Source organism: Arthrobacter silvisoli, from assembly GCF_003369445.1.
Classification (GTDB): Bacteria; Actinomycetota; Actinomycetes; order Actinomycetales; family Micrococcaceae; genus Arthrobacter; species Arthrobacter silvisoli.
On record NZ_QRCU01000038.1, the window covers coordinates 13,579 to 31,855 of the forward strand.

General features: G+C 68.1%; 16 protein-coding genes and 1 tRNA gene. 9 read left to right on the top strand and 8 right to left on the bottom strand.

Features of this window, described 5'->3' with window-relative positions:
• Positions 1-38 precede the first annotated feature (38 nt).
• A complete protein-coding gene (locus DWV11_RS10620) occupies positions 39-1,043 on the bottom strand; it encodes a helix-turn-helix transcriptional regulator (protein ID WP_115788855.1) in 1,005 nt (334 codons plus the stop codon).
• A 93-nt stretch (positions 1,044-1,136) separates the two neighbouring features.
• Positions 1,137-1,307: a hypothetical protein gene (locus tag DWV11_RS20125; RefSeq protein WP_168404671.1), complete on the bottom strand. Its 171-nt coding sequence runs from the start codon at positions 1,305-1,307 to the stop codon at positions 1,137-1,139.
• Positions 1,308-1,388: 81 nt separating this feature from the next.
• On the opposite strand from DWV11_RS20125, the gene DWV11_RS10625 reads away from it, so the two are divergent.
• A complete protein-coding gene (locus DWV11_RS10625; RefSeq protein ID WP_115788856.1) occupies positions 1,389-2,360 on the top strand; it encodes a GlxA family transcriptional regulator in 972 nt (323 codons plus the stop codon).
• 9 nt (positions 2,361-2,369) lie between these two features.
• On the opposite strand, the gene DWV11_RS10630 is transcribed toward DWV11_RS10625, so the two are convergent.
• From DWV11_RS10630 to DWV11_RS10655, 6 genes are all read right to left on the bottom strand, one after another.
• On the bottom strand, positions 2,370-2,660 hold the full coding sequence (locus tag DWV11_RS10630) for a protealysin inhibitor emfourin (protein WP_115788857.1): 291 nt from the start codon (positions 2,658-2,660) through the stop codon (positions 2,370-2,372).
• Between the two features lie 57 nt (positions 2,661-2,717).
• A complete protein-coding gene (locus DWV11_RS10635; RefSeq protein WP_245953554.1) occupies positions 2,718-3,761 on the bottom strand; it encodes a M4 family metallopeptidase in 1,044 nt (347 codons plus the stop codon).
• Positions 3,762-3,926: 165 nt separating this feature from the next.
• Positions 3,927-4,002 (bottom strand) — tRNA-Arg (locus DWV11_RS10640).
• 125 nt (positions 4,003-4,127) lie between these two features.
• Positions 4,128-5,663 carry an FAD-dependent oxidoreductase gene (locus DWV11_RS10645; RefSeq protein WP_115788858.1) on the bottom strand — a complete coding sequence of 512 codons (1,536 nt, stop codon included), beginning with the start codon at positions 5,661-5,663 and terminating at the stop codon, positions 4,128-4,130.
• Positions 5,660-6,532 (bottom strand): FAD:protein FMN transferase, encoded by an 873-nt coding sequence (locus tag DWV11_RS10650; protein ID WP_115788859.1) that lies wholly within the window; start codon positions 6,530-6,532, stop codon positions 5,660-5,662. Before DWV11_RS10650 ends, DWV11_RS10645 begins: the two co-directional genes overlap by 4 nt.
• A 6-nt stretch (positions 6,533-6,538) precedes the next feature.
• On the bottom strand, positions 6,539-7,000 hold the full coding sequence (locus DWV11_RS10655; protein ID WP_115788860.1) for an FMN-binding protein: 462 nt from the start codon (positions 6,998-7,000) through the stop codon (positions 6,539-6,541).
• 188 nt (positions 7,001-7,188) lie between these two features.
• Between DWV11_RS10655 and argS the strand changes: the two genes are divergently transcribed.
• From argS to prmC, 8 genes are all read left to right on the top strand, one after another.
• Positions 7,189-8,853 carry an arginine--tRNA ligase gene (argS, locus tag DWV11_RS10660; RefSeq protein ID WP_115788861.1) on the top strand — a complete coding sequence of 555 codons (1,665 nt, stop codon included), beginning with the start codon at positions 7,189-7,191 and terminating at the stop codon, positions 8,851-8,853.
• Between the two features lie 4 nt (positions 8,854-8,857).
• Positions 8,858-10,342 (top strand): diaminopimelate decarboxylase, encoded by a 1,485-nt coding sequence (gene lysA, locus DWV11_RS10665; RefSeq protein WP_115788862.1) that lies wholly within the window; start codon positions 8,858-8,860, stop codon positions 10,340-10,342.
• Positions 10,335-11,651 (top strand): homoserine dehydrogenase, encoded by a 1,317-nt coding sequence (locus DWV11_RS10670; protein ID WP_115788863.1) that lies wholly within the window; start codon positions 10,335-10,337, stop codon positions 11,649-11,651. Before lysA ends, DWV11_RS10670 begins: the two co-directional genes overlap by 8 nt.
• A complete protein-coding gene (gene thrC / locus DWV11_RS10675) occupies positions 11,652-12,758 on the top strand; it encodes a threonine synthase (RefSeq protein ID WP_115788864.1) in 1,107 nt (368 codons plus the stop codon).
• 36 nt (positions 12,759-12,794) lie between these two features.
• Positions 12,795-13,769: a homoserine kinase gene (gene thrB / locus DWV11_RS10680; RefSeq protein WP_115788865.1), complete on the top strand. Its 975-nt coding sequence runs from the start codon at positions 12,795-12,797 to the stop codon at positions 13,767-13,769.
• A 302-nt stretch (positions 13,770-14,071) separates the two neighbouring features.
• Entirely contained in the window at positions 14,072-16,150 is a 2,079-nt protein-coding gene (rho, locus tag DWV11_RS10685) for a transcription termination factor Rho (RefSeq protein ID WP_115788866.1), read from the top strand.
• Positions 16,151-16,313: 163 nt separating this feature from the next.
• On the top strand, positions 16,314-17,387 hold the full coding sequence (prfA, locus tag DWV11_RS10690) for a peptide chain release factor 1 (RefSeq protein ID WP_115788867.1): 1,074 nt from the start codon (positions 16,314-16,316) through the stop codon (positions 17,385-17,387).
• A gap of 17 nt (positions 17,388-17,404) precedes the next feature.
• Positions 17,405-18,277 (top strand): peptide chain release factor N(5)-glutamine methyltransferase, encoded by an 873-nt coding sequence (gene prmC / locus DWV11_RS10695; RefSeq protein WP_115788868.1) that lies wholly within the window; start codon positions 17,405-17,407, stop codon positions 18,275-18,277.

Sequence of the window (18,277 nt, forward strand, 5' to 3'; positions counted from 1 at the left end):
CAGTCTACTGTGGCACCGGGTCTGCTGCTGTGCCGGGCCTACGCCTGGGCCGGGGTTCCGGTGCCGTGGGTTCCGGTGCCGTGGGCGGCGGCGCCCGCCGAGCGCGCCAGCCGGCCGGCCAGCGTTACGGCGTACTCCTTGAACTCCGGCGGCGAGAGGATTTCGAACTCCATGCCCAGCGCCGCAAGGTGCGCCGCGGGCTGGGCCAGGCTGTCCCAGCCGGCGTGCAGCAGCGTGGCGGTCCCGCCGTCGTCGGCCAAGGTCGCCAGCTGCGGGCCGACGAGGGCGGCCACGTCGCCGATCGGCGCGAACAAGCGCACGACGACGTCATAGCGGTAGGGCGAACGGGTCACCGACTGCTGGACGTAGGCAGCCAGGTCCTCCGCCGGGAGCGGCCGCGGGAGGAACTTCTTCGTGGCGGCCGGCAGGGAGGCGATGCGGTCGGCGCGGAACGTCCGCCAGTCTTCCCGTTCGAGATCCCAGGCCACCAGGTACCAGCGGCGGCCCGTGTCCACCAGGCGGTAGGGCTCGGCGGTACGGCGGTCCACTGTGCCGTCGGGTTTGGCGTAGTCGAAGCGGATCAGGCGCCGGTCCGCGATGGCTGAGGAGACGACGGTGAGCTGGTGCGGATCCACGGCGGCGGCGTTGCTGGGCAGGGTTGTGACGGCTTCTTTGAGGGTGGTGAAGCGTGGGCGCAGCCTGGCAGGCAGGACCTGTTCAAGCTTGGCGAGGGCCCGCACTGAGGCTTCGCCGATGCCCGCGACGGGCCCGGCGGCCACCGAATTCAGTCCGAGGGCGACTGCCAGGGCCTCGTTGTCGTCGAGCAGGAGCGGCGGCAGCTGGGCGCCGGCTCCCAGCTGGTAGCCGCCGGCGATTCCGGGCGAGGCGTGGATGGGGTACCCGAGGGTGCGGAGTTTGTCGATGTCGCGGCGCACGGTGCGTTCCGTGACGCCCATCCTTTGGGCCAAGGCCGGGCCGGTCCATTCGCGCCGCAGCTGCAGCAGCGAGAGCAGCTGCAGCAGGCGGGCGGAGCTTTGGATCATGGACCACAGCTTATCCCCGGCGGCTCCCCGCCTTCGTGCCTCAGGCGGGGCCCATCCGTGGGCCCATCCGGCTTGGGGGTGCCGGCCGGTAGGTCAGAGCAGGCGCATGGTCCAGTAGGCGCTGCTGGGGAGGTCAAGGGCACGCCAGTCGCGTTCGGAACGAACCGGCGGAAGGTGGCCGCGGCCGTCACGGAGGACTGCCGAGATAGTGGCTGCGATAGCCAGCAGGACGATGATGACGATGAATGCCAGGAGGATTTCCATGCCTCAATCGTCGTCCTGGCCGGACCCAAGAAACAGTGGCAGAAATGACCCATTTGGACAAATTTCTGCCACACTGGAGGTATGTTGAAATCAGTGGCAGTCATCGTTGTTCCTGGCTTCTCGATCTTCGAATTCGGCACCGCCTTCGAGGTTTTCGGCATTGACCGCTCCGACCGGGAGGGCGGCGTTCCAAAGTTCGATTTCCGCGTCTGCACGCCGCATCCAGGCGATGTCCCCATGAAATCCGGGCTGTCGATGCACGTAAGTCTCGGCCTGGAAGCCGCTTCCGATGCGGACCTGGTGATCATGGCTCCCTACGGCCGTGACCTGGACGTGCCGGAGGAGGTCCTGGAAACCCTCCGGGCCGCCCACGAACGGGGCGCCTGGGTGCTGTCCATCTGCTCCGGCGCCTACGCCCTTGCCCGGGCCGGGCTGCTGGACGGGCGCCGCTGCACCACTCACTGGCACTACTCGCAGGACCTGGCCAGCCGCTATCCCCAGGCCCGGGTCGATGAAAACGTCCTCTATGTCCAGGACGGCACCATCATCACCAGTGCGGGCACGGCCTCAGGCATCGACGCCTGCCTGCACCTGGTCCGCGTGGAGTTGGGCGCGAAGGTCGCTGCTGCGATCGCCCGCGACATGGTGGTAGCGCCGCACCGCGACGGCGGGCAGGCCCAGTACATCGACCGGCCGATGCCGAGCTGTGGCTCGGCGCCGATGGAGGCCCTGCTGCGCTGGATGGTGGAGAACCTGGACCAGGAACACAGCGTTGCCGAGCTCGCTGAACGGCTGCACATGTCACCCCGGACCTTCGCCCGCCGTTTCCGCGCCGAAACCGGGGCAACACCAGCCGCCTGGCTCAACTCACAGCGGGTGCTGCGGGCCCAGGAGTTGCTGGAAGGCAGTGACCTGAACATCGACGAGGTGGCGCGGGAAGCCGGATTCGGGCACTCGGTACTGATGCGGCACCACTTCGCCAAGGTCCTGGACACCAGCCCGCAGTCCTACCGCCGTGCCTTCCGGGGTAGCCAGCTGGCCGAAGTAGTCTAGCGGCGTCGCTCAGCGCTGCCCGCGGCTCTCGGAACCCTCCGCCTTGGCGGATTCCACCAGTTCCTCCCAGGGGCCGGTGACTTCCCGGTCCGGCAGGGTGGCGCGGCGCTGGCCGGCCCGGATGGAGTACATGAACCGGTCCGGCTGGTTGGCTGTGCGGGACAGTGCCTTCGCTTCCTCCCAGGGACACGCTTCGACCAGGGGCATCCAGCGCTCCTTGTCGTCCGCGGACACGGCATTCACGCTCCAGACACGCGTCATGGCAGCGATGCCCCCGCTGCGACGGACAGTGATTTTCATGCCCCACCGATCTTCGTGCTGCGCCGATGCGGGATCCACCGGCGCCCGGCGCTGGAGTCAGACCTTGACCTTTACAGTTTCCCACGCCTTCAGGACGGCGTCATGCTCGGGGGAGCCGCTGCCGAACAGCTCCTCTGCGGTGGCGATGGTAGTCCTGGCGAACTTGCCGAAGGTGCACGCGGCAGGGAGGGACCCGCTGGTCAACGTGCCGTACCAGATGTGTCCCGGCGCTTCCCATGCGTTGCCGCCCAGCTCCGAGGCCACCAGGTAGAAGGCCCGGTTGGGGATGCCTGAATTGATATGGACTCCGCCGTTGTCCGCGGTGGTGCGGACATAGCTGTCCATGGAATCCGGCTGGGGGTCCTTGCCCAGCACGTCGTCGTCGTAGGCCGTACCGGGCGCCTTGAGGGAACGCAGCGCCGCGCCCTGCACGGCGTCGGTGAACAGGCCCTCGCCGATGAGCCAGTTCGCCTCCGAGGCTGACTGTTTGCGGGCATACTGCTCCACCAGCACGCCGAAGACATCGGACATGGATTCGTTCAAGGCACCGGCCTGGTTCCGGTAAGCGAGGCCCGCCGTGTACTGGGTGACGCCGTGGGCCAGTTCGTGGCCGATCACGCTCAGGGACCTCGTAAAGCGCTGGAAGATCTCGCCGTCGCCGTCGCCGAAGACCATCTGGTGGCCGTCCCAGAAAGCGTTGTCGTAAAGCTTCCCGAAATGCACCGTCGCATCGAGCTTGAGGCCGGCGCCGTCGATGGAGTTCCGTTCGAAGACGTCCGCGTAGAGGGTGTGGGTATCGCCCAGGCCGTCATAGGCTTCGTCGGCCGCAGCATCCCCGACAGGCGGCATCCCTTCCTTCCGCACCAGGGTGCCCGGCAGGGTTTCAGTGGATGCGGCGTCGAAGATGGTGCGCTGGGGCGGGCCGGGCTTGGCCTGGCGTGCGCTGGGCGGCGGGGCGGGCACTGGAAGGGCGCGGGCGGCCTGCAGGCCTTTGATGTGCAGCAGCGATTCCTTCGCGGCCCGCGCGATGGCACGGAGGCGTGGTTCCGGTCGGGTGGCGAGGCGGCGCAGCATGTACGGAGGAACGATGGAGCAGATCATTGGCGAACCCCTTTGGCGTCTGGCGGAGCTGGTACGAATCAGCTTAGGAGCGGCCGCGGACAATTTGGCGGCCCGCCTCCGGCATGTCCGCAACGGCGCTTGGCCGGCAACGCAGAAACCCCGCCATTCCTGGGAATGGCGGGGTTTCTGTGTCCTCGAAAGGAATGGTGCCCTCGATAGGATTCGAACCTACGGCCTTCTGCTCCGGAGGCAGACGCTCTATCCCCTGAGCTACGAGGGCATCCGGGGTTTCCGGTTGTTTCCGGAACGTTGATGAGCTTAGCAGGTCCGCGGGCCGCATGGAAAAGCAGCGGAAAAGCGGCGCGGCGGGCGGCGTCCTGCCGTTGCCCGGACCCCGGGGTCCGCTCAGTACCCGGCGAAGGCATCCACCCGGACGCGCCGCGCGCCGGCTTGCCGGGCAGCGGTGCGGAGCGATTCCACGCGCGCGGGAGACCCGGAAACGTACACGGTCCGCCGCGCGATGTCCGGCACCAGGTCCCGGAGCGAGGACGCGTCGATCCGCACCGTTCCGGCGTCGTCCATGAATTCCGGCGGGGTTGATCCGTCGGCGAGCCGGGCGACCACCCGCGCGCCCGAGGCCGCCAGCACCTCCGTTCCGGCCAGTTCGTCGGCGCCCGGCGCGAGGTAAAGCAGCACGATGTCCCGCTTCCGTGCGGCGCCGGCACCCAGCTGGGAAAGGAACGGGGTGATCCCGATGCCGGCAGCGATCAGCAGCACTGGCGTCGCGCCGTCGCGCGGCAACACGAAGTCCCCGCCCACCGCGGTCGCCCGCAGGGGAGCGCCGGGGGCAAGTTCCAGCAAAGCCCGCTTCGCGGAGGACAGCGGTGCGGCCGTCCCCACGCCGAAGGTCAGCTCCGCGGTGCCGGGCGCGCTGCTCATGCTGAAGATCCGCCGTCGGCCCTTTCCGTCGGACGAAGAGTGCGGCAGGTCGAGTTCCATGTACTGCCCCGGCGTGTAGCGGACCGGACGGCGGGCCGCGAAACGGAGTTCGGTGGTAGTGGGCGTCAGCGGCCGGGACCCCCTGAATTCGAGCCTGATGCCGCCGCGCTGGCCGGCGAAGAAGGCCAGCAGGTTGCCCAGCAGCAGCGCCAGTTCGGGGGAGTTCACCACGACGCCCAGGTTGTATGGCACCGCGAAGACCACCCCGACGACGGCGGCAAGCGCCAGTTGCTGCCAGCGCCGGGGCGGCAGGGTGAGCGGCTCGGTCAGCATGAAGCCTGCGAAGAAGAGCAGCGGCCGTTGCGCGAACGGCTGCCAGAGCGCCGCCCCCGCCGGCATTCCGGCGCGCAGCAGCTCGGCGAAGACGATGGAGCCCGACACCAGCAGGAAGGCGCAGGCCATCAGCACCTTGCGCGTCCGGTACATGATCAGCGCCACGGCCGGCACGAGCACCCACAACATCGCCGGCGTGGCCGCCCACCAGGTGGCGACGTTCAAGCCTGTCAGCGAGACGATGAACGCCCCGGCCGCCGCCGGGTTGAAGAGGTGCCGGCCGCGGAAGGCCAGCAGGTATTTCGAAGCCGAGGCCAGGACGCAGGCAAGGGCCACGCCGGCCAGATCCGGCCAGGCGACGGCCGGCAGCAGCTCGCTGGGCCAGAAGAGGAAGAACAGCAGCAGGCCGGTGATCAGGGACGACTCGGAATGCGGCCGGACCCGGAACAACGCGGCGAAGGCGCGGCCCGACAGATACGTCAGGCCGAGGCAGAGCCCGGCGTGCGCCAGCAGGTCCGGCAGGCTGAACGTCAGCCAGCCGAGGACGTCGAGGAGCCCGCTGTACGCCGCGAGGACCGCGAGCACCCAGAGGATCAGCCTGTACATCGTGAAGCGGCCCAGCCAGGTATCGAGCCGTGACTTGAGGGTGGCGGGGTGAACCGTGGTCATGTGAACAGCGTCCCTTCAAAACCCGGCGAAAAGCGTGCCCGGCCATCCGAGAAAACGATGAGCCAGTCGAAGTCGAATTCTTCCTCCAACAACCGCGGCTCCACAAGGAACAACGCCGTGGCCAGGGCATCCGCTTCCAGCGCGCTTGGCGCCATGGTCCACGTTGCCACCACCGTGTCCACAGGCCTGCCGGTGACGGCGTCCAGCACGTGGTGCAGCCCGTCGCCCCAGGCGCGCCGGTTGCTCGCCGAAGCGCACAATGCCCGGTTGCCGAGCTCGACGACGCCGATCGCCTGCGCGGGATCGTACGGGTGCTCCAGGCCCACCCGCAGCGGTGCCGGCCCGGCATGGAGCATGTCACCGCTGCCGTCCACGAGGTAGTCCGCAATGCCGTCCGCCCGCAGGATCCCCGCCAGCAGGTCCACGAGCTGGCCCTTTCCGGCGGCGCCGACGTCGAGCACCACCGGCTCGGTACACGTCAGCGTGCTGCCGTCCCAGCGGAGGACGTCTTCCCAGCGCGGAGCGGGCCGGGCCGGGCCGCGCGGAACCAGGGCATAGTCCGCGCCGTAGCCGAGCTGCTCGAGGCTGCCGCCCACCAAAGGCGTCATCGAACCGCCGCTGAGGCGGTACAGGGTGCCGAAGACGGCCCCCAACTGTTCGGCATGCGGGGGCAGGGAGACCGTTCCGGCCGCCCGCGCCAGTTCCACGAGCCGTGAATCGGGCCGGAAGCGGGAGTAGCTGAGGTCGTAATCCTCCACGGCCCGCAGCACGCGGATGCGCACCGCGGGGGCGAGCGGGTCCGGCGTCGAAATCTCCCAGCCGGTGCCGATGCCGTCAAAAGCGAAGGTGTCCCAGCCGGGGTGCGCCATGGCCGGCTACTTCGCCTGGGCCTTGATGGATTCCACGGCCTGGTTGAAGCCGCCACTGGTCAGCGAGGAACCGGCCACCTTGGAGACGTTGAGCTCGTCGAGCTTCCTGCCCACGACCTGCGCCGCGATGCCGTCCGCGAACTCGCCCTGGAACTTCCGGGTATTGGGACTGGTGGGGTGGGTGGTGATTTCCACGCCGGTGACCGTACCGTCCGCCAGGGTCAGCTGGACGCCCACGGTTTCGGTCCCGTTGGGTGAGACGTAGTTGCCGTCGGCACTGTACGTGCCGTCCTTATATCCGCCCGAGCTGCCGGTGGACGGGTCCGCGGACGACGCGGCCGACGGCGTCTTGGTGGAGGGGGCCACCGCGGACGGTGCCTGGGCGGTCGGCGCACAGGCGGCCACGGCTCCCGCGAGGGAGAGTCCGGCGACGCCGGTGAGGAGGCTCTTGCGAAGTGGCGTGGTCATGGTGTGCTCGTTTCAACTGGACAAGATGCTGGACAATGCAGTCAATGTGCCAAGGCGATACATTCCTTTGACGTCCGAACCAGCGTAGTGGTTCACCCTGTGCGGGACGGAAGCCCAATCTGTGCCCAGGCTGTGACGCAGCCCAGTGCAATTCCTCCACTTGCAAGCCCCGACGGTACGCTAGACGGGTGACTCCCGAAGAACTCTCTGCCGCCATATCCGCCTGCCTTAAGGACGCTGTCGCCGCCGGCGACGTCGCCCTTTCCGAATCCGAGCTGCCGGATGAGGTGCGCGTGGAGCGACCCAAGAACCGGGAGCACGGTGACTGGGCCACGAACATCGCCCTGCAGCTCGCCAAGAAGGCCGGCACCAACCCGCGCGAATTCGCCACCCTCCTGAGCACCCGGCTCAAGGAGATCGACGGCGTCACGGCCGTGGACATCGCCGGTCCCGGCTTCCTGAACATCACCGTGGACGCGGCCGCCGCCGGCGCCCTGGCCAAGGTGATCGTGGAAAGCGGGAGCGCCTACGGAAGCAACCAGGCGCTCGCCGGGCACGTCGTCAACATGGAATTCGTCTCCGCCAACCCCACCGGCCCGCTGCACATCGGCCACACCCGCTGGGCCGCGCTCGGCGACTCGATCGCCCGCGTGCTGCGTGCCTCCGGTGCCGACGTCACGGCCGAGTACTACATCAACGACGCCGGTTCCCAGATGAACGTCTTCGCCAACTCCGTGCTGTCCCGCCTGCACGGCCGCGACGTTCCGGAGGGCGGTTACCCGGGCCAGTACATCGTGGAACTCGGCGACGAGGTCCTCAGGGCCCACCCGGCCATCCGCGAACTCACGGACGAAGCCGCGCTGCCGGTCATCCGCCAGGCCGCCTACGAGGCACAGATGGCGGACATCAAGGCCACGCTCTCGGACTTCGGCGTGTCCTTCGACGTCTACTTCTCCGAGAAGGAACTGCATGACCACGGCGCCATCGAGTCCGCCGTCGCCCGCCTGCGCGAGCAGGGCCACGTGTTCGACAAGGACGGTGCGGTCTGGCTGCGCACCACGGACTTCGGCGACGACAAGGACCGCGTGATGATCCGGGCCAACGGCGAACCCACCTACTTCGCCGCCGACGCCGCCTACTACCTGTCCAAGAAGGACCGCGGCTTCGCCGAGAAGATCTACCTGCTCGGCGCGGACCACCACGGCTACATCAACCGCCTCAAGGCCATTGCCGCCTGCGCGGGCGATGACCCGGAAGCCAACATCGAGGTCCTCATCGGCCAACTGGTGTCGGTCAACGGCGCCAAGCTGTCCAAGCGTGCCGGCAACATCATCGAGCTCAAGGACCTTATCTCCTGGCTCGGCACCGACGCCGTGCGCTACTCCCTGGCCCGTTTCCCCGCGGACTCGCCGCTGACCCTGGACCCGGAGCTGCTGAAGAAGAACAGCAACGAGAACCCGGTGTTCTACGTGCAGTACGCCCACGCCCGCTCGCGCGGCGCGGCACGCAACGCGGCCGAGGCCGGCGTTGAGCGCCAGGTCAACGGTGTGGACGCCTTCGACGCCTCGCTGCTGGACCACGCCACGGAGAACGAGCTTCTGTCCTACCTGGGCAGCTACCCCTCGATCGTGGCCAAGGCCGCCGAGTTCCGCGAACCGCACCGGGTGGCCCGCCACCTGGAAGTGATCGCCGGCGCCTACCACCGCTGGTACGACGCCTGCCGTGTCTCGCCGCAGGGTGAAGAACCCGTGCGCGACGTCAACCGGACCCGCCTGTGGCTCAACGACGCCACCAGCCAGGTCCTCGCCAACGGCCTCGAACTGCTCGGTGTCTCCGCGCCGGAACGGATGTGACCCGATGACCGAAACCCAGCTGGCTGGAAACACTGGCGCATCCCCGCTCGCTCCGGAATGGCTCGCCGTGCCGTCGGATCTGAACGCTCTGCACAAGCCCATGTGGGCGGCCGGTGTTGACCGCAACGACGGCGGCGAACTCGCCATCGACGGCATCCCCGTCAGCGAGCTCAAGGCACAGTTCGGCAGCCCGCTCTTCGTGATGAGCGAAACGGACTTCCGCGCCCGGGCCCGCGCCTTCAAGGACGCCTTCGACGCCGCGTTCGAGGACATCTGCGGGGGAGTGGACGTGTACTACGCGGGCAAGTCCTTCCTGTGCACGGCCGTCGCCTCCTGGGTTGCCGAGGAGGGCCTGCGCCTGGATACCTGTTCCGGCGGCGAGCTCGCCGTTGCTGCCAGGGCCGGGATCGACGGTGCGGACCTCGGCCTGCACGGCAACAACAAGTCCGATGCCGAGATCAACCGCGCCCTGGACATGAAGCTCGGCCGGATCGTCGTGGACAGCCTGGATGAACTCGAGCGCGTGGCCAAGATCGCCTCGGCGCGCGGCGAGGTGGCGAAGGTGATGCTGCGCCTGACCCCGGGGGTGCACGCGCACACCCACGAGTTCATCGCCACCGCCCACGAGGACCAGAAGTTCGGCCTCTCCATGGCCGGGGACTCCACCGAGGAAGCAGGCCTCTCCGCAGCGGAAGAGGCGGTGGCCGCGGCAACGGCCTACCCGGGCGTGGAACTGCTCGGCCTGCACTGCCACATCGGCTCGCAGATCTTCGAACCCGAGGGCTTCGCCCTGGCCGCCGAAAAGCTGCTGGTCTTCCTGGCCGCCATGCAGGCCAAGTACTCCATCACCCTGCCCGAGCTCGACCTCGGCGGCGGCTACGGCATCGCCTACACTCCGGTGGACACCCCCCGCCCTGCTGCGGAAATCGCACAGGCGATGGCCGCCGTCGTCCGCTCGACCTGCGCGCAGCTTGGCATCACGGCGCCGCGCATCTCGATCGAGCCCGGCCGCGCGATCGTCGGCAGCAGCACGTTCACCCTCTATGAGGTCGGCACCCTGAAAACCGTGCGCGTGGACGCCCCGGCGGCTGCGGGAGCCGCGGAAAACGTTACGTTCCCGCGCCGCTATGTGTCGGTCGACGGCGGCATGAGCGACAACGCCCGTCCGGTGCTCTACGACGCGGATTATTCGGCTGTTCTCGCCTCCCGGACGTCCCTTGCCGAACCGCAGTTGTCCCGAGTAGTGGGCAAACATTGCGAGAGCGGCGACATAGTTGTTAGAGATGTATATCTGCCCGCGGATGTGGCAGCCGGTGATTTGCTCGCAGTACCGGGTACCGGCGCCTACTGCTGGGCCCTCTCCAGCAACTACAACTACCTGGCCCGGCCGGGCGTCGTCGCTGTGCGCGACGGGGCAGCCCGGTGGATTGTCCGCGGGGAAACCGAAGAAGATCTGTTGAACCGCGACATGGGAGTGGCGAATGTCTGAAGTGCGCACCTTGAAAGTGGCCCTGCTGGGTTGTGGCAACGTCGGGGCACAGGTTGCGCGGATTCTGCTTGACGACGCCGAGGCCTTGGCGGCCCGCAGCGGTGCCCGCCTGGAGCTCTCCGGGATCGCCGTGCGCAACCTCGACGCCAAGCGCGACGTCGACCTGCCCCGCGAGCTGTTCACCACCGACGCCGAAACCCTGGTCAAGGACGCCGACCTCGTCATCGAGCTGCTCGGCGGCATCGAGCCGGCCCGTTCCCTGATCCTCACCGCCATCCAGAACGGTGCCTGCGTGGTCACCGGCAACAAGGCGCTGCTCGCGCAGGACGGTCCCACCCTCTACGAAGAGGCGGACAAAGCCGGCGTGCAGCTGTCCTACGAGGCCGCCGTCGCCGGTGCGATCCCGATCCTGCGCCCCATCCGCGACAGCCTTTCCGGCGACCGCATCACCCGCGTGCTCGGCATCGTGAACGGCACCACCAACTTCATCCTCGACCAGATGGACACCACCGGCGCCCAGTTCGCCGATGCCCTCGCCGAAGCACAGCGCCTGGGCTACGCCGAAGCGGACCCCACGGCCGACGTCGAAGGCTATGACGCCGCCGCCAAGGCCGCCATCCTCGCGTCGCTGTCCTTCCACACCCGCTTCGCCCTGGAAGACGTCCACCGCGAAGGCATCACCAAGGTCACGGCGTCGGACATCGCCTCGGCGAAGGAAGCCGGCTTTGTCATCAAGCTGCTCGCCATTGCCGAGAAGCTGGTAGACGCCGACGGCGGCGAAGGCGTTTCGGTGCGCGTGCACCCGACGCTCCTGCCGCGTGAACACCCGCTGGCCGCCGTCCGCGGCGCGTTCAACGCCGTCTTCATCGAGGCAGAGAACGCCGGCGAACTGATGTTCTACGGCCAAGGCGCCGGCGGCACCCCGACGGCTTCGGCAGTGCTCGGCGACCTCGTGTCCGCCGCGCGCCGCCTGGTGCTGGGCGGCCCCGGCCGTACCGAAACCACCACCGGCCACGTCCCGGCGCTTCCGGTGGAAGCCTCCGAGACCAGCTACTACATCGGCCTCGACGTCGCCGACCAAGCCGGTGTGCTGGCCCGGATCGCCCACATCTTTGCGGAGAACGGCGTGTCCATCGAAATCATGCGCCAGACCATCCACCGCGATGCCGCCTCGAACGTCGAGTCGGCTGAGCTGAAGATCGTCACGCACCGTGCATCCGAAGCCGCACTCGCGGCAACCGTCGAGGCCGTCAGGGCCCTCGACGTCATCAATTCCGTCACATCCGTACTGCGGGTAGAAGGGGTCTAAGTGGCTCACCAATGGCGCGGGGTAATCCGCGAATACGCTGAACGTCTGCCGGTCACGGAAGCCACCACGGTCATTACCCTCGGTGAGGGCGGCACCCCGCTGGTCCACGCGCAGAAGCTCTCCGAGCTCACCGGATCCCAGGTGTACCTCAAGGTCGAAGGCATGAACCCCACCGGTTCCTTCAAGGACCGCGGCATGACCATGGCCATGACTGCAGCTGTCGAGGCCGGCGCCAAGGCCGTTGTGTGCGCCTCCACCGGCAACACCTCGGCTTCCGCCGCGGCATACGCCACCGCAGCCGGCCTGAAATGCGCCGTGCTGGTGCCCGAAGGCAAGATCTCCATGGGCAAGCTCAGCCAGGCGATCGCCCACGGCGCCACCCTGCTGCAGGTGGACGGCAACTTCGACAACTGCCTGGACATCGCCCGCAAGCTGGGGGATTCCTACCCGGTGTTCCTGGTGAACTCGGTGAACCCGGCCCGTATCCAGGGCCAGAAGACCGGTGCCTTCGAGGTTGTCGATGCCTTGGGCGACGCTCCGGACATCCACGTGCTGCCCGTCGGCAACGCCGGCAACATCAGCGCCTACTGGAAGGGCTACAAGGAGTACTCCGCTCCCTACGAGTCCGCCACTGCCGGCACCCTGGCGGCCGTGTCCACCAAGACGCCGGCCATGTGGGGTTTCCAGGCCGCCGGTGCCGCGCCCTTCGTCGCCGGCCACCCGATCACCGAGCCGGACACCATCGCCACCGCCATCCGCATCGGCAACCCGGCATCCTGGGACACGGCCATCGCCGCGCGCGATGAGTCCGGCGGCCTCATCGAAGCTGTGACCGACGAGGAGATCCTGGACGCCCACCGCTGGCTGTCCTCCAAGGAAGGCGTCTTCGTGGAGCCGGGTTCTGCCGCCGGCGTCGCAGGCCTGATCAAGAAGCACGCCGCAGGCGAGGTGCCCACCGGCAAGACGATCGTCATCACCGTCACCGGACACGGCCTGAAGGACCCGCAGTGGGCCCTCCGTACCGCCGACGGCAGCGAAGTCCAGCCGGTCAAGGTGCCGAACGACGTCGTCACTGTGGCAACCGAACTGGGCCTGGACGCCCGCTAGGCTTCCGAAGCAAACAGGACTGGAAGAAAACTAAGAGTGGAAACGACGCAGCCCGCCGCGGGCGAACTTACGACGCTCGCGGCGGGTCAGCAGCTGACCGTGCGGGTTCCCGGAACCAGCGCCAACCTTGGCCCCGGCTATGACAGCCTCGGACTGGCACTGTCAATTTACGACACCCTGACCGTGGAAACCCTCGATAACGGCGAGCTCGAATTCGACCTCTCCGGCGAAGGTGCGGACACGCTGCCCCGCGACGCCAGCCACTTGGTCATCCGGGCCATCAATACGGCGCTCGAGCGTCTCGGTTTCCGCCACAACGGCCTGAAGATCACGGCTGACAACGTCAACCCGCATGGCCGCGGCCTCGGTTCCTCCGCCTCCGCAGTCGTCGCCGCCGTCACGGCCGCCAACGCGCTGGTTCCCGAGGACGCACGGCGCAGCCGCGAATGGATCCTGCAGCTGACCAGCGAGATGGAAGGCCACCCGGACAACGTCGCTCCCGCGATTTTCGGCGGACTGGCGCTGTCCTGGCAGGACAGCGAGCAGTACAGCAGCGCCCGTGCCGACGTCGTGCCGTCGGTCATTCCGGTGGTCGCGGTTCCGGACTACGAACTGTCCACCGAAACTGCGCGCGGCCTGCTGCCCGCCTCGGTGGGCCACCATGCCGCTGCGATGAACGCCGGCCGGGCCGCCCTGCTGATCCACGCCCTCACCAAGGCCCCGGAATTCCTGCTGCCGGCTACCGAGGACTACCTGCACCAGAGCTACCGGGCCGAGGCAATGCAGCCGAGCGCGCAGCTGATTGCGGCACTCCGCTCCGAAGGGCACGCCGCCGTCGTGTCGGGCGCAGGTCCCACCGTCCTGGCTCTGGCCAACGGGGAAGAGGAAGCCGCAATCGTCGCTTCGCGGATTTCCGACTTCGCCGCGGGCAACACCCCCGGCGTCGCCTGGCGGGTCCTGACGCTGGCAGTGGACGTTGAAGGTGCTAGAGTGGAACTGCACCGGCGGTAAACCGCGGGCAGTTCCCTGACATTGGACCCTGGCAACAGGTACGTTCCGTCTCCCACTGTGTCGAAGTCCCTGCCGGTGTCGTCTCCTTTCCGGCCTGTCGCAGGCATTGCAGATCGACTCTGTTTCCTTCAGCGCCAGCTCGCGCCCTGTATTCCGGGGCATCGAAGACGTCATCAGAATCGGGCGTTGCTGGCTCAATAAGCGGCAAGGCCGACATCCCGGCTGCAGATCTGAACTGCAGTCCAGAACACATCATCGCGCCCGGCTCCAGTCCGGGCGACGTCGAGGGGGAAGGATCCTTCGTGACAGAAACCACTGAGCTGGCTCCAGCTGTGGACACAAACCTTGCCGCACCTGCCAAGAGCAGCGGCCTTGCCGGGCTCAAGCTCGCGCAGCTGCAGGCCCTTGCGAGCCAGCTGGGCATTTCCGGCGGTTCCCGGATGCGCAAGGGCGACCTTGTAGCGGCAATTTCCGCCCACCGTGCGGGTGGAAGCACCGCCCAGGCCCCGGCGAAGACCGAAGCCAAGGCCGAGGCTCCGGCCAAGGCTGCACCCAAGGCCCGCGCGGCCGCCAAGGCCCCTGCCGCCGAGGCTGTCGAAACCGCTGCTCCCCAGGAGAGCGCCGCTCCGGAAGGCACCCGTGCCCGCACCCGGGGCCGCAGCCGCCGCGCCACCAGCGACGGCGTGGTCGCCGCCCCGGCCACCGAAGCCGCCGAGGCTGCAGCACCGGCCGCCGTCGTCGAAGCGGCAGCGCCCGCCGCCGCTCCCGCAGAGGGCGCCGAAGCAGCCGGCGAACGCCGCCAGCCGCGTACCCGCAACCGCCGCCGGGGCGAAAGCGCCGCTGCTGCCGAAACCACCGAAGGCGCTGAAACCCGCGAGCAGGCACAGGGCGAACGCCAGGCCGAGCGCCAGGCGCAGGGCGAACGCCAGGCCGAGCGTCAGGCACAGGGCGAGCAGCGCCGCAGCGAGCAGCCCGCCGAAGCCGGCGACGGCGCACAGCGCGAACGCCGGGACACCCGCCCCCGCCGCGACGAGAACGACGGCGAGGAAGGCGGCAGCCGCCGCAGCCGCCGCAACCGTCGCGACCGCAACGACCGCGGCGAGCAGAACGACCGCCGCGAAACCAACACCCGCAGCGACCGCTTCCGCGACCGCAACGAACGCCGCCGCGGCCGCGCCCAGGGTCCCGACGTCGACGACGTCGAGATCACCGAGGACGACGTCCTGTTGCCGGTTGCCGGCATCCTGGATGTCCTCGAGAACTACGCGTTCATCCGCACCTCCGGGTACCTGCCGGGCGCCAACGACGTGTACGTCTCGCTGGCCCAGGTGAAGAAGTACAACCTGCGCAAGGGCGACGCCGTCGTCGGCGCGATCCGCGCCCCGCGCGACGGCGAAGACCGCAACCAGCAGTCCGCACGCCAGAAGTTCAATGCCCTCGTCCGCGTCACGTCCGTCAACGGCAAGACCCCGGAAGAGCTCAAGGACCGCGTCGAATTCGCCAAGCTCGTCCCGCTGTACCCCTCCGAGCGCCTGCGCCTCGAGACGGACCCCAAGAAGATCGGCCCCCGTGTCATCGACCTCGTGGCACCGATCGGCAAGGGCCAGCGCGGCCTGATCGTCTCGCCGCCGAAGGCCGGCAAGACGCTCATCCTGCAGTCCATCGCCAACGCGATCACCACCAACAACCCCGAGGTCCACCTCATGATGGTGTTGGTGGACGAACGTCCGGAAGAAGTCACGGACATGCAGCGCACGGTGAAGGGCGAGGTCATTGCCTCCACCTTCGACCGTCCCGCCGACGATCACACCACCGTTGCCGAGCTCTCGATCGAACGCGCCAAGCGCCTCGTGGAAATGGGCATGGACGTGGTGGTCCTCCTGGACTCCATGACCCGCCTGGGCCGTGCCTACAACCTGGCAGCACCGGCATCCGGCCGTATCCTGTCCGGTGGTGTGGACTCCGCGGCCCTGTACCCGCCCAAGCGCTTCTTCGGTGCCGCCCGCAACATCGAAAACGGCGGCTCGCTCACCATCCTGGCAACCGCCCTCGTGGAGACCGGTTCCAAGATGGACGAGGTCATCTTCGAAGAGTTCAAGGGCACCGGCAACATGGAACTGCGCCTGTCCCGGCAGCTGGCCGACAAGCGCATCTTCCCCGCCGTGGACGTCAACGCCTCCGGCACCCGGCGCGAAGAAAACCTGCTTTCGCCCGAGGAAGTCAAGATCATGTGGAAGCTGCGCCGCGTCCTCTCCGGCCTGGAGCAGCAGCAGAGCCTTGAACTGCTGACCAACAAGATCCGGGAAACCGGCAGCAACGTCGAGTTCCTCATGCAGGTGCAGAAGACAACGCTGGGCGCGAAGTCGGACAACGACAAGTAAGCGTGAACCGGGGTGGGGCCGCCGAGCATATTGCCGGCCCCACCCCTTCGCGTTGCCCGGAGCAACGCGGGGTCAGATACGGCCCATCCGGGCCCACAACATGGGCCGTAAGTGACCCCGCGTTGCAGTCATTAGACTTTAGAAGTCGAAAGAGGTTTGAGAAATGTTTGAGTCCGTCCAGGGATTGCTTGACGAGCATGCAGCCATCCAGGCGCAGCTGAGCGATCCTGCCGTCTATGCCGACCAGTCGCTTGCCCGGAAGCTGGGGCGCCGCTCCGCGCAGCTGCAGGGCATCGTGGAGGCGTACAACAGGTGGCGCGGGCTCACGGACGACCTCGAGGCCGCCAAGGAAATGGCCGCCGAGGACCCCGATTTCGCCGCCGAGGTGGAGCAGATCGAGGAGAAGCTGCCGGGCGCGCAGGAAAAGCTGCGCCGCCTGCTGATCCCGCGCGACCCGGACGACGCCCGCAACGTCATCATCGAGGTCAAGGGCGGCGAAGGCGGCGAGGAAGCGGCGCTCTTCGCGGCCGACCTGTTGCGCATGTACACCCGTTTTGCCGAATCCCGCGGCTGGAAGACCGAGCTCATCTCCTCCACGGAATCGGACCTGGGCGGCTACAAGGACGCCCAGATGGCCATCAAGGGTTCCTCCAACGATCCCGCCGAGGGCGTCTGGGCCCGGCTCAAGTTCGAAGGCGGCGTGCACCGCGTGCAGCGCGTTCCGGCCACCGAATCCCAGGGCCGCATCCACACCTCTGCCGCGGGCGTGCTGGTATTTCCGGAAGTGGACGAACCCGAAGAGATCGAGATCAACCAGAACGACCTCAAGATCGACGTCTACCGTTCCTCCGGCCCGGGCGGCCAGTCCGTCAACACCACGGACTCCGCAGTCCGCATCACCCACCTGCCCACGGGCATCGTGGTGGCCATGCAGAACGAGAAGTCCCAGCTGCAGAACCGTGAAGCCGCCATGCGCGTGCTGCGGGCCCGCCTGTTGGCGCACCAGCAGGAGCAGCTCGACGCCGAAAGCGCCGAACACCGCAAGTCGCAGATCCGCACCATGGACCGTTCCGAGCGCATCCGCACCTACAACTTCCCGGAGAACCGCATCGCAGACCACCGCACCGGGTACAAGGCCTACAACTTGGACGCCGTCATGAACGGTGACCTGGAACCGGTCATCCAGTCCGCCATCGAGATGGATGAGCAGGCGCGACTGGACGCCCTCGGCGAGTAGCCCCAGGCCGGAATCCGATGGCTTTCGAGACCGGGCAGAGCCTCGCAGACGCCGTCCGCGAGGCTACTGCCGTCCTGAGCGACGCCGGCGTCCCCACCCCGCGGGTTGACGCCGAGCTCCTTGCCGAGCACCTCCTCGGTGTCGGCCTTGGCCGGCTGCGGGCGATGCTGCTCGGCGACTCCCCGGCACCGGAGGGCTACGGCGAACTGGTTGCCGAGCGCGCCAGCCGCGTGCCGCTCCAGCACATCACCGGCGTCGCGCATTTCCGCTATCTGACGCTCGCCGTCGGGCCCGGCGTCTTCATTCCGCGCCCCGAGACGGAAACCGTCGTCCAACTGGTCATCGAATGGCTCGCGGGAACGGACCGCCCGAAGGTCGTGGACCTCGGCACCGGGTCCGGGGCGATTGCCGCATCGATCGCGCACGAAGTGCCGGGCGCCGAAGTCCACGCCGTGGAGTACAGCGCCTTTGCGCATGCCTGGGCGCTCAAGAACCTGCAGCCGCTCGGCGTCAAACTCGTCCAAGGGGACCTGCGCGACGCGCTGCCCGAACACAACGGCAGCTTCGACGTCGTGGTTTCCAACCCGCCGTACATCCCTGCCGAGGCCATTCCGAACGAGCCCGAAGTGGCGCTGCACGATCCTCCCGAGGCACTGTACGGCGGAGGCGCGGACGGCATGGAACTCCCGACGGCGGCGGCGGCCTCCGCGGCCCGCCTTCTGAAGCCGGGGGGCTACTTCGTGATGGAACACGCCGAGGTGCAGGCCGGATGGATCGCCCGCCACCTCCGGGAGGCAGGCTGCTGGACGGACGTCACCTCGCACACCGACCTCAACGGCAAGCAGCGGGCAACGAGCGCGGTCCTGTCACCGGCCGGCCCGCGGGAGTGA